Annotated in this window: 7 protein-coding genes; 4 read left to right on the plus strand and 3 right to left on the minus strand. The window is 65.1% G+C overall.

All coding sequences use genetic code 11. From position 1 onward, the window contains the following. Positions 1–148 precede the first annotated feature (148 nt). The 3 genes from ACQEVO_RS14560 to ACQEVO_RS14570 are packed head-to-tail and all read right to left on the minus strand — an operon-like array spanning position 149 to position 6,571. A complete protein-coding gene (locus tag ACQEVO_RS14560) occupies positions 149–2,650 on the minus strand; it encodes a family 78 glycoside hydrolase catalytic domain (RefSeq protein ID WP_432913243.1) in 2,502 nt (833 codons plus the stop codon). 25 nt (positions 2,651–2,675) lie between these two features. Then, positions 2,676–4,130, minus strand: a complete 1,455-nt coding sequence (locus tag ACQEVO_RS14565; protein WP_432913244.1) for an MFS transporter — start codon at positions 4,128–4,130, stop codon at positions 2,676–2,678. A 44-nt stretch (positions 4,131–4,174) separates the two neighbouring features. Beyond that, the gene (locus ACQEVO_RS14570; RefSeq protein WP_432913246.1) at positions 4,175–6,571 is read right to left on the minus strand and encodes a glycoside hydrolase family 3 C-terminal domain-containing protein; all 2,397 of its coding nucleotides are present in this window, start codon (positions 6,569–6,571) and stop codon (positions 4,175–4,177) included. Positions 6,572–6,929: 358 nt separating this feature from the next. On the opposite strand from ACQEVO_RS14570, the gene ACQEVO_RS14575 reads away from it, so the two are divergent. From ACQEVO_RS14575 to xylA, 4 genes are all read left to right on the plus strand, one after another. Continuing rightward, positions 6,930–7,652, plus strand: a complete 723-nt coding sequence (locus tag ACQEVO_RS14575; RefSeq protein WP_432913248.1) for a hypothetical protein — start codon at positions 6,930–6,932, stop codon at positions 7,650–7,652. A 104-nt stretch (positions 7,653–7,756) separates the two neighbouring features. Then, positions 7,757–8,431: a hypothetical protein gene (locus ACQEVO_RS14580; protein WP_432913249.1), complete on the plus strand. Its 675-nt coding sequence runs from the start codon at positions 7,757–7,759 to the stop codon at positions 8,429–8,431. 147 nt (positions 8,432–8,578) lie between these two features. Continuing rightward, complete coding sequence (locus ACQEVO_RS14585) at positions 8,579–10,093, plus strand: MFS transporter (RefSeq protein ID WP_432913251.1); 1,515 nt, start codon at positions 8,579–8,581, stop codon at positions 10,091–10,093. Between the two features lie 415 nt (positions 10,094–10,508). After that, positions 10,509–11,687 carry a xylose isomerase gene (gene xylA / locus ACQEVO_RS14590; RefSeq protein ID WP_432913253.1) on the plus strand — a complete coding sequence of 393 codons (1,179 nt, stop codon included), beginning with the start codon at positions 10,509–10,511 and terminating at the stop codon, positions 11,685–11,687. Positions 11,688–11,786 lie beyond the last annotated feature (99 nt).

An 11,786-nucleotide genomic window follows, 5' to 3' on the forward strand; every position in this document is an offset into this window, starting at 1 on the left:
CCGGATGGTCACACGATCCAGCCTTCCGGACACTAGCACGTGCAGATAGCATCGCCCCTCGGCGTGGCCTGCTGTTACGTCGGCAAATCAGGCTTCTACCTATTAACGCGGGCTCTTCGGGCGAGAATTAGCTGCCGGTCTGCAGATATCACTGGCTCCCGCCGGCACCGGGACCGAGCGCCGCCACGAGATCGGCCTGCAGTTCCGCCGAGGCACCCGGGACATACTCGAGCAACGTGTTCAGGGAGATCGCCGCGGCTTCGGGAGCCTTGCCGTCGATCGGCACGCCCGGGAAGTGCTTACCGAACACTGTTGTCAGGGCGGCCCACACTTGCGAGTCGTCGGCCAGAGTCCGCAGCGGGGTATCCATCGTGTATCCGGGTGCATCGGGGGCATGTGGCAGGCTGTATTCCCACCGATGTTCGCCCCCGTCCACGGTCACGACCCGGCCCTCGGGATCATGTGGCAGCACCACTGTCGCATCGACTCCCTCCGGGATGGTTACCGCTACAGACATGACACCGTCGGAGATCCGCCAGGCGACCCGGAAGCGCCCGTGGGCGGTGTCGTGGGTCAGGGTCGCATGCGTGAGGTCACCGCCGGGCAGTGGTGCGATTCGCACCGCGCGATATCCGGGTGCGACGGCTACGAGCCCGCCCACGGTCCGGTGCATCCAGTCGGCGACGGCACCGTAGGCGTAGTGGTTGAGCGAGGTCATCCCGGAGGGGTTCAGGCTGCCATCAGGGCGGATGGCGTCCCACCGCTCCCAGATCGTCGTGGCGCCCATGGTCACCGGATACAGGAACGACGGCAGTTCGGTCTGCAGGAAGGTGCGATATGCGTCCTCTGCCCGGCCGGCCGTGGTCAGGGCCGGCAGTACGTGTGGTGTACCTGCGAAGCCGGTGGAGATCCGGTATCCGTTCCGCGCGGAGATCTCGGCGAGCCGGTCGCCGGCGCGGCCGAGCTGATCCGCGTCGAGGAGTTCGAAAGCGACAGCCAGTGCGTAGGCGGTCGCTGTCTCACCGACAACCCTCCCGGACGTGGTGACGTACTCGCGCCGGAAAGCGGCCCGGACGCGGGCGGCGAGCTCCTCGAACTCCGTGGCGTCGGCATCGAAGCCGAGAATGCGGGCGGTGCGCGCCATTTGCCCGGCGGCCCGGCAGAAGTATGCCTGCGCGACCAGGTGCCGGTCGGTTTTCGCTTCGGAGGGGCGATCCTCCGGGGCGTCCGGGTCGAGCCAGTCACCGAACTGGAATCCCGAACTCCACAGGTCCTTCGCGTCCAAGCGTCCCGCCACATCGCGCACGTACATCGTCATCGAGGGGTACGCGCGCCGCAGGATCTCTACCTCGCCGTACTCCCAATACAGTGCCCAGGGCACCCCGACTGCGGCGTCACCCCACAGTGCCGTCTGCGGCGAAGGAGTATCGAGCACATCCGGAACCACGAACGGGACCTCCCCCTGATGCGCTTGCTCGGCCGCCAGATCCGCGAGCCACGACCCGAGCACGCCGCGCACGTCGTACAGGAAGGCGGCCACCGGCGCGAAAGCGTGGATATCACCGGTCCAGCCGAGCCGTTCGTCACGTTGCGGGCAGTCGGTGGGGACCCCGACGAAGTTGCCCCGCATCGACCACACCACGTTGGAGTACAAGCGGTTCACTTGCTCGTCGGAGGTCTCCAGCCAGCCGGTCCGGATCATCTCGCTGTGCACAACGACCGCCACCAGTGATTCGGGCTCGAGCTCACCGGGCCATCCGTCGACCTCGACGTAGCGGAAACCGTGAAAGGTGAAGCGTGGTTCCCACGTCTCGATGCCCTCTCCCCGCAGAACGTAGCGGTCGGTGGCCCGCGCGGTCCGCAATGTGGCGGTGTCGATTTCGCCGTCGCGCAGCACCTCGGCGTGCCGGAGTGTGACCGTTGTTCCCGTGGCGCCCTCTACGGTGAGCCGTGTCCAACCGGTGACGATCCGGCCGAAGTCGACGAGGTAGCGGCCGCCTGGACGGGCTGTCACCGATATCGGCGCGAGCTGCTCGATCCGGCGGATCGGCGGACCGATGGGGTCGACCAGTGTGTCGGTACTCCAGTCGAAGACGGTCACCGGATGCCAGCCACTGGCGTCGAATCCGGGTGTGCTCCAACCACTCGGTTCGAGCCGGGCATCGTGGGTCTCGCCGTCGTAGAGGCTATGGGCTGTCACCGCACCGGTGGCGGCTGTGAATTCCGGACCGGTAGCGATGGTCTCGCGGTGCCCACCGTGGTCGAGTTCCAGTTCGAGGAATAGGGCCGGCCGGTCGGCGTAGTGGTGGTTCCGTCCGTCGTATCCGACCCGGCCGACCGCCCAGCCCTCGCCGACGACCGCACCGACCACATTCTTTCCGGGCTCGATGAGGTCCGTGACGTCATAGGTGCAGACCTGCACACGATGGCGATAGGCGGTCCATCCGGGAGCCAGCACCTCATCGCCCACCCGAGCGCCGTTGAGATGCGGTTCGACCAGACCGATGGCCGTCACACGAAGGATCGCACGCTCCGGCCGGTGCGCGATGTCGAACTCGCGGCGGAAGTACGGTGCGGGCCCTGCCTCGCCAAGATCGAAATCCGGCGTCACGAAGACACCCGGCCGGCCCACTGCGGACGCGGTCGTCATTTGATCACCTCGATGTTGGACATATCTACTCACTTTCGTTTCGGTCCGGATGCCGGGCGGCGATCTCGGCCTGCTTCTCGGGCAGTCCTTTTTCCACGTTCAGCAAAGCCAGCAGGGCGAGCATGATGACACCGGTGACGATGCCGAGTCCGAGGAACGCGAAGGTGATCATGTCCTGGACCTCCGGAGACTGCCGACTGATCAGCTCCCCCGTTTCGCCGACATGCGGTGCGGAGTATCCGACACCGGCCAGCAGCCCGTTGAACAGACCGGTACTGAGCCCGACCACACCGATACCGATGGTGCTGAACACCGACATGGCCACCCCGTCGGGCCGGAAGCCGTTGCGCCATTCGAGGTCGTCGAGAGTGTCCGCGAACAGGGCCAGCAGTACATAGGCCATCGGCAGACTACCCACATTCTTCACGAACTGCCCGACGAGCACGGTCGCCATATCGTGTGGATCGATCAGGCATATCGCGCTGCCCAGGAGCGTGAGGACGACGCCGGCGCTGGTGATGTTGCGTTTGCCCAGTCGTTTTGCCAACGGCCACACCACGAAGATCCCGATCCCCATGGGCAGTCCGCCGATCACGGCCAATAATGCTTGGGTAGATCCGTCGTTGTAGGTGCCGAGCACGAAGTTGCTGTAGTAGACCAGCGCGATGTTCTGCACGCCGAGGGTGAAGGTGTTCAGGAGCACGACCGCGAACAGGACAACGAGATAGCGGCTGCCTACGATCGCCCGCCACTGCCGCGCGTACCCGATCGGCTCCTCGCCGGAGTCCTGTTCCTCACTGATTCGTTCTTTGGTGAAGTAGTACTGCAGCAGGGTGAGTGGAAGTGCAAGGATCGCGAACACGCTCATCACCGCGATCCATCGGCCCTGGTCGATGCCGATCACCGGCAAGATCACCGCCGGGAAAACGAGCGCCACGAAGATGCCCGAAACCGCGATTGTGGAAATCTGGACGAAGACCGAGAGCTTGCCGCGTTGCTCCATGTTCCTCGTCGACAACGGCACCATCAGGCCATGGCTCATGCTGAACAGCGTGTATGCCAGTGCATAGAACAGGTTGTAGGAGACGAAGATCCAGATCACCTGCACGGTTTCTCCGGCTCGGGGGACCGTGAAAAGCAGGATCGCCGTGAGCGTCAGCAGCGGTGCACTCAACAGCAGGTACGGACGCGCTTTGCCCTGCGGCGTGCGAGTCCGGTCGATGAAATACCCCATCGCGAGGTTGGTCAGCACATCGACCACTCGTGCGAGCACCGGAAGGACAACGAGGAATGTGCCGCCCCAGACGGAGGTCAACCCCAGCACGTCGGTGTAGTAGACGTTGAGATAGGTGGCCAGCACAGCGTTGAGAAGCAGCGCCCCGGCCGGTCCCAGCAGGTAGCCGATCCACGCCTCGGAGCGACCCACGTCCCGAGACCGCACCCGCGAATCCCACAGCGGGGACTGCAAGAACCCGCCCATCGCACCAGACGGAGCGGGTGGCCGCGTACCCGCCGATCGGGAACTCACGCCGGGCCGCCCCGCAGCAGGGACCACAACCCGCGCACTGTGTGCCCGTTCGCACTGTCGACAAAGAATTGGGCGAGGCGTGGCGACATCGTCCCCTGACTCATTCGTGCCATGTTGCGCAGGGGCAGCCCTGCGACGGAGTGCATCTGCATTCTGAAATGCACATCGTCGTAGTCGACACGGACGCCGGCGCGCCGGGCGACTGTGCGCTCCACCCCACGGAACAGGACGCGGCATGCAGGACTGGCGTCCTTCAGGTCGAAGAGCGAGCTGCCGAGGTCGAAGGCCCCTCTGCGGGGGGAGGCGACCGGCGGAAACGGCTCGTGCACCGTGAGGAAGTCCGTGAGTGTCGGTGCTCCGGCCGGACGTTGATACCACTCGGCCGCTGTCGACGGCCGCGGCTCCACGCCCGAGACTTGCACTACCTCGGTGAGCCGGATATCCCGCGAACTGGCCGCGACGCGCAACTCGTACTCGCCCCGCTCCACAACCCAGTCCTGTCCGGTCGGGTCGAAGTGCGCGAACGCGCGCCGGTCCAGGTGCAGGGAAACCTCCCGGGCCGAACCGGCCGCTACCGCAACCTTGGCGAATGCCCGCAGTTCCTGTGCCGGCCGGTGGACACCGCCGGTACGCGGCGACACGTAGAGCTGGACCACTTCGGCCCCCTCTCGGTCACCGGTGTTGGTCACAGTGAATACGACCTCTACCCGGTGGTCGCTGTGGGTCGTCACCCTCAGCCCCGAATACTCGAATGTCGTGTAGGACAGCCCGAACCCGAAGGGATACCGAACCGGTACCTTCGCACTGTCGAAGTACCGATATCCGCAGTACATGCTCTCCAGGTACGGCGACTGCTCAGGGCGCACGCCGAAGTATCCGCTGCTGACGACATCGCGGTAGCGGAGTGGATAGCTCTCCGCGAGCTTGCCGGACGGATTCACCCTGCCGAAGAGCAGATCCGCCGCGCCCGCCGCGCCCGCCTGGCCCGCGAGCTGCATGTGCAATATTGCCGCGGCGCTCGCTTCCCACGGCATCTCGACGGCACTGCCTCCCGTGAGAACTACGACAACGCGGTCCGAAAGATGAGCCAACGCGTCCAGCAGGGCGCGCTGGCCGGCCGGAATACGCATATGTTCGCGATCGAAACCCTCGCTCTCGGAGATCTCGGTGAGCCCGGCGCAGACGATGACGACTTCCGCGGACTCCGCCAGCTGTACAGCCTCGGCCAGCAACGCCGCGTCGTGTTCCTCCGACGACGCCCGGTAGCCTGCCGCGTATACGACTTCCGCGTGTTCGGCGATACTCTCGCGCATCCGGGTTACCCGAGTCGGCGTGACTCGGGAGGAGCCGGCGCCCTGATACCGGGGTTGCTCGGCAAGTTCGCCCAGCAGTGCCACCCGGATGCCCGGAGCCAGTGGAAGCCGATGATTCTCGTTCTTCAGCAGTACGCCGCACTCGGTGGCTGCCCGGCGGGCCAGAACGTGGTGCCGTTCGTAGAGGTCACCGGATTCAGAGCTGCCGCGGCCCACGGTGCGCGCGGCGAGCTGACGCATCCGCTCCACCGACTCGTCGATAAGCTGTTCGTTCAACCGTCCCGCGGTAACCGCATCATGCACTTCGGCATCGGAAGCGCCACCGATACCGGGCATCTCCAGGTCGACACCCGCTGCATAGGCGGCCACCCGGTCGTTCATCGCACCCCAATCGGTCACGACCGTCCCGCGAAACCCCCACCGACGACGCAGGATCTCGGTGATCAGCCGCTCGTTCTCGCTGCAGTACACGCCTTCCACCCGGTTGTAGGCGCTCATGACCGTGGTGGGCTCGGCCTCTTTCACAGCGATTTCGAAGGCAGGCAGGTAGTACTCGTGCAGTGCACGGTCGTCCACCCGCACGTCGGTCGTCATGCGGCCGGTTTCCTGATTGTTCAAGGCGAAATGTTTGAGGGAAGTGCCGGGGCCGGACGACTGCACCCCGCGGATCCACGAGGCCGCCAGCTTGCCCGCCAGTAAAGGATCTTCGCTGAAGTATTCGAAGTTGCGTCCACACAACGGGTTTCGCTTCATGTTTACACCGGGGCCGAGCACGACATCGACATTCTGGTCGACCGCCTCGGCACCGATCGTGGCGCCCACTGCGGCGAGCAGATCGACATCCCACGAGGAGCCGAGAGCACCTGCGGTCGGAAAACATGTCGCCGGCCGGCTCGCCCCGATACCCAGATGATCCTCCCGCTCCCCCTGGGCTCGCAATCCGTGAGGACCATCGGTAAGCATCAGCGAACGGATCCCCGGCACCGAGCGGGTCCGCCAAAACGATGCTCCGGAGCCCACCGCGATCTTCTGCGCGAGGGTCAGGGCCGGCGCGGTGGCCGCCTCTTCGGTCTTGTCCATGAAGGTTCGAATCCTCTCGACTATCTCGTGCTAGTCACCGTAGCAAACCCGCACGGACCGCCGGGGCTTTCAGGCCGACCGCACAAGCACCCCGCAGCAGGCTCGACATCGCCCATAACGCTCGAACCGAGCGATACGGGCCACGAATCCAGGGTGCCGCAGTCCGCACTCGGCGGACAGTCCCGCCGCAGCGCCTCCGACGGAGGTGCACTCACAGACGGAGGTGCACTCACAGGAAAGAGGTCTCGACTAGCACGTGACAGCATCAGCATTGTGAGATACGGTACTGCCTCGTGCTAGTGACGCACATCTCACTGCCGCCGGGCAGTGATGCGTACCACTTCGATGAGGAAGTTCGATGAGAATTTGCCGTTCGACTTTCACCGCCGCACTCGCGGCCACGGCCGTTGTGGTGGGCATGTCCACCGCATCCGCCGACCCGAATCCCACTCCCGCGGCGGCGGTTGCCTACCAGGCCGCTCTGGTCGACAAATCGGTGGTCACCACTCTCGACCAGGGCACCTTCTCCCTGCAGCACGCCGGCGCCTCCGTCGCGGTCCGCAACACCGCCGGTGAGGTCGTGGATACCCTCCCACTGACCTACTCACTGGACGGACAACGGCTTGCGCTCCGGCAAGAGATCTCCGACGACGGCCGTACGCTGACGATCACGCCCGACACCAGCGGACTGAACCGGGCAGCGCTGCGCCCCGTGGCCTCACCACTCGAGAACCAGCTGGCGATGAACGACCTCATCAATGCCGTCAGTATCAGCACATCCCTCGGCACGCTGGTCGGCACCGCGATCGGCGCGATCGCGGGAATCGGAGTGGGCATAGTGCTTTCCGGCGCCGCATGTGTGGCCCTGAGCCTCGGTTGTATCGTCGCCGTGCTGCCCATCATGAGCCTCACCGCTGGGGTCGGCGGAATCGCCGGCCTGATCATCGCCGGCGGCCCCACCGCCGCCGCGGCCGCGTTCGAATACGTCACCACGCTCAACGCGCCACCTGGAACGAGCAAATATGCCGAGCAGACACAGGGCAAACCAGGGGGCGCTCCGGCACCGGGAACACCGCAGTGATGGCCACCGGACGCGGCCGACCGGTCCGGTGCACAGCGGTAGCCGCTCTGACGGCGATCGGCGCGCTCACCGTCACGGCGCTTCCCGCACAGTCCCAGCCCCCGTTGCCACCAGAGTTTCGCACCACAATCGCGGACAGTTCGGTAGTCACCCAGCTCAATGGGGCGACCTTCGCCGCCGGCCCCGACGGCCGCACCGTGCAGATTCTCGGCGCGCGGGGAGAGATGCTCACGGAACTGCCCTTGACGTTCCAGGTGAACAACCAGCAGTTCCGGATCGGGCAGCAGATCTCCGCGGACCAGCGCACGCTGACCCTGAGCCCGGATGTCACGGGGGTGCACCGAGCCGGGTTAGCGCCGGTGGCCTCCCCGATGGAAGATCAGCTGGCGCTCAACCAATTATCCGGTGACCTGGGTCGCAATCTCGGCGTCGGCGGGTTCGCGGGCACTGTGATAGGGGCCGGAATCGGGGCAGTAATCGGGTTGGGTTCGTGCCTGCTCGTGGGGCCCGCCTGCCTGGCCACTGCGCCTGCCGCCATCGGCGCCTTCGCCGGAGCAGGTGGCGTCGCAGGCCTGCTGATCGGCGGCGGGGCGGCACTGGCCGACGCCGGCTGGAAATACCTGCTCACCATTCAGGCCCCTCCAGGACAAAGTCCGTACGCCGGTCAGGACGGACTACTCGACGGGAACGGCACCGGGGTGCCCGATGCCAACCTGCGGCTGCCCTCGGGATCGGCCGACGGGTTCAAGAGTGGTTCCTCCGCCGGCTCCGGCGGTTGACCTGCTGGTCTCCGCCGGGTGGCAACTGCCCGGCGGAGACCGGAATTCGAATCCCGGCTCCCCCAGCGCCATCACATCGCGTACCGGTCGCCGCAGGCAGACCTGGCTGCGCGCGCACGGCAGCCGACACCCTCGGATTATGTCGCAATGTCGGCCGACACATCCGTCATTGCCACGCTCGAACCATCGAAAGGCAAGTCGGTGACCACAACCGCAACGCAACCGCACGGAAGTCGCGGCACCGGCCGCAACGCCCGCTATGCCCTGTTGCTGATCTCTCTCATCTGGCCCGCCCAACTGCTCTCGGTCATCGGACTACTCGCCGGGAACGCCCAAGCGCAGATAGCCATCCATTTCCAGACAACACAAATCGCGTGGTTCAGCCTGAGCGCGGCCTTGGTCGGTACATTCCTGATGCCGTTCGTCGTCAAGGCGGCCGACCTGTTCGGCAAGCGCAGAGTGATGATCATTGTGACGGCCACCGGACTGGTGGGCGATCTTCTGGCCGCGCTGGCCCCGAACTATGCACTCCTGTTGACCGGAAAAGCCCTGAGCGGAATCTACCTGAGCATGGGAGCGCTGGTCTTCGCCATCGCACGCGATGTCTTCCCACGTGGCCTGGTCGGCCCCGCCAGCGGCATGATCGGCGGCGCGGTCGGGCTCGTGGCACTCGGTGGTCCGTTCCTGTCGGGCTGGCTGCTCGACCACCATGGCTTCCGCGGCGTGCTGTGGTTCCTGGTCGCGGCAACGGCAGTCAGCCTGCTGATGCTCGCGTTGTTCGTGCCGGAAAGCCCAGTGCGCAATCCGAACCGAACCTTCGACTGGTCGGGCGGCCTACTGCTCGGAGGCGGGCTGACCGCCGTTCTCTATGGAGTCGGAAAAGGGTCGTCCTGGGGCTGGACCGACCCGGCGACGCTGGCGTTCCTCTTCGGTGGTGTGCTGGCTTTGGTGGCCTTCCTCATCGTGGAAGTGACCGTATCCGAACCGATGTTCCAGCCGTCCCTATTACGGCGGCGCGAGGTATGGTCGGTTCTCGCCGTCACTGCGCTGCTCTCGGGCACCGTACTCACCGCGGGAACCATTACACAGCTGCTCGCCCTGATGCCGCCCATACCCACTGCCTCCGACGGTCTCGGCTACACCGCCACGAGAATGGCCGTCATCGGGGCGCCGGCCAGCGTGATCATTCTCGTCGCCGCCGCGCTAACCGGGTTTCTCGCACGTCGGATCGACACCCGACTCCTCCTGGCAGTGGCCGCGTCCGCGACCGTCGTGGGCTACCTGTTGATGGCGCAGTATCACTACACGCCGAGCCAATTGGCAGTAACCGGCACAGTCGTCGCTGTCGGTATCGGTATCGCCGCGGCCCTCGCGCCGATCATGATCATCGAAGCGGTACGCCCGCACGAACAGGCCCTGGCAAATGGTATGCAGGGCATGGTCCAGGGCATCGTGACCGCCGTGGTCACACAGGTCATCTTCCTTGTGATGGCTCGCGGCGGCACGGTGCTGCAGGGCACCCAGTTCTATCGCGACGCGGGATACCGCAACGCCTTTTACTTTGTAGCCGGACTCGCGGTGGTGGTGTTGATCTCCATAGTGCTGATCCCCCGGATCAAACGTCTGGACGAAGCCGAAGTCGGCGAGGCCGCCATCGCGTAGGGGAACCACCCTGGGCTGTCGCCCGCCGGGCTATGCCGAAATTGGACGACCCGAAACCGAACAGACTGTGGTCGCGTTTCCGGGGAACTGGTCGGGCTGACAAGTGGATTGGACCGTCCGGTGCCGAGGCCGGCAGTCTGATCGGTGGGCTTGACCGGTCGTTGTGAAGATCCTGTGCCGAGCGCTGAAGCCGATGTCAAAGTTTGGTGGCGGTGTATCTTGCGCGGCAGCGACTCCGGCCGACAGCAACTCTCCGTCGTGGGTGCTCAGTCCCGCGGCGAGACCGGGCCAGCCCAACAGCGGCCCGGCGCACACCCATCCAGTCCGATGCCCGTGTGGAACAGGTCCTGATCTGCTACTATCTCGTGCTAGTTCACTGGAGCGTGAGCACCCGGACCTTACGAAGGGAATCCCCGTGACCCGTCAACCCACGCCAGAGGACAAGTTCTCGTTCGGCCTGTGGACTGTCGGATGGACCGGAGCCGATCCGTTCGGCACCGCGACCCGGCCGGCGCTCGCACCATGGGATTATGCGCAACGGCTGGCCGAGTTGGGAGCCTGGGGAATCACGTTCCACGACAACGATGTATTCCCCTTCGACGCCGATGACGCCACGAAGGAACGGATCGTGCGACGCCTCCGGCAGGCGACCGATCGCGCGGGCCTGACAATCGAGATGGTCACCACCAACACGTTCAGCCATCCGGTCTTCAAGGAAGGCGGGCTGACCGCAAACGATCGCGCTATTCGCCGATTCGGACTCCGGAAAATTCTTCGAGCTGTGGATCTGGCTGCCCAGGCCGGAGCAAGCACCTTCGTCATGTGGGGTGGCCGCGAAGGCAGCGAGTACGACGGATCGAAAGACCTCTACGCCGCCCTCGAGCGGTATCGAGAGGGCGTGGACACCGTTGCCGCGTATATCAAGGAACAGGCCTACGACCTGAGAATCGCGTTGGAGCCCAAGCCCAACGAGCCACGCGGAGACATCTTGCTACCCACTGTGGGGCACGCGCTCGCGTTCATCGCCGAGCTCGAGCACGACGACATCGTCGGCCTGAATCCCGAGACAGGCCACGAACAGATGGCCAACCTCAACTACACACACGCACTCGCGCAGGCGCTGTGGAGTGGAAAACTGTTCCACATCGACCTCAACGGCCAACGCGGCCTCAAATACGACCAAGACCTGGTTTTCGGCCACGGCGACCTGATCTCGGCGTTCTTCACCGTCGACCTGCTCGAGAACGGTTTTCCCGCACATCCCGACGGACCTCGGTACACCGGCCCACGGCATTTCGACTACAAACCCTCCCGCACCGAACACATGACCGGTGTATGGGAATCAGCGAAAGCTTGCATCTCGACGTATTTGACGCTCACGGAGAAGGCGCGCACCTTCCGCGACGACCCGCGAGTGCAGGAGGCAATGACCTACTCCGGACTCCTCGAACTCGCGCAACCGACACTCGGCAATGACGAGTCGATCACCGAGTTCCTCACGACCGACGAAGATTTCGACCCGAACAAGGCCGCAGAACGCGATTTCGGATTCGTGCGGTTGCAGCAACTGGCCATCGACCACCTGCTCGGCTGATGAACCCCACTCCGATGCTGGTCGCTGGGGTCGACTCCTCCACCCAGTCATGCAAAGTCGTCGTGCGTGAAGCAGAGTCGGGTCTACTGGTGCGCCACG

Source organism: Nocardia sp. CA-290969, assembly GCF_050936135.1.
Taxonomy (GTDB): domain Bacteria; phylum Actinomycetota; class Actinomycetes; order Mycobacteriales; family Mycobacteriaceae; genus Nocardia.